The following is an 856-nucleotide window of genomic DNA, read 5'->3' as shown; positions in this document are numbered from 1 at the left end:
CAGTTTCCGGGTCCCGCGATGGTAATGGAGCAGTTCGTCTCTTTATATGATGAGCACGTTTCCGAGCGGACTAAAGAGCAAGCCTTCTACGAAAGGCAAGAGAAAAGAAATGCGGCACGAGTGGCTGAAGATCCATCTTATGTGCCTAAAATCAGAGCGTATACCGGGAAAGAAACTTTCCTCGATCAGATCTTTACCAGCTTAAAGACGGTCGCTTCTGGCTTCTTATTGGCTGCAGCGATAGCGATTCCCCTAGGCATTGCCATTGGCCTGAATAAAACACTGAACTCGGCTGTTAACCCGATTATTCAGGTGTTCAAACCTGTTTCTCCTTTGGCTTGGTTACCCTTGGTGACAATCTTGGTGAGTGCACTCTACGTCTCGTCAGATCCACTGGTAGCCAAGTCCTTTATTGTTTCGATGATCACCGTAACACTTTGCTGCTTATGGCCAATGGTGATCAATACGTCAGTGGGTGTTGCATCCATTGATGATAACTTGGTCAACGTAAGTAAGGTGTTGCGATTACCTGCTCTGAAACATGTTCAGAAAATTGTTTTACCTGCATCAGTACCGATGATCTTTACCGGAATGCGCTTGTCCTTAAGTATCGCATGGATGGTGTTGATCGCCGCAGAAATGTTGGCCCAAAACCCAGGCCTTGGAAAGTTCGTTTGGGATGAATTCCAGAATGGTAGTTCAGATTCACTAAGTAGAATTATGGCAGCAGTCGTTGTAATTGGTTTTATCGGATTCTTGTTAGATCGCGCAATGTTACAAATACAAAAGCGAGTGTCTTGGGATAATAAAGGCCTTTAAGCCTTAACCTGCCCGAACAGCTACAAGTAACGAAATA

Annotated in this window: 1 protein-coding gene; it reads left to right on the top strand. The window is 45.0% G+C overall.

Going from position 1 to position 856, the window contains the following annotated elements:
- On the top strand, positions 1-819 hold an 819-nt coding region (locus A3756_RS12635; RefSeq protein WP_068553617.1), incomplete at its 5' end, for an ABC transporter permease.
- Between the last annotated feature and the right edge of the window lie 37 nt (positions 820-856).

It is taken from the genome of Oleiphilus sp. HI0086 (assembly GCF_001635225.1).
The sequence above is the reverse complement of the archived record's forward strand: the minus strand, read 5'-3'. Positions and strand labels throughout refer to the sequence as shown.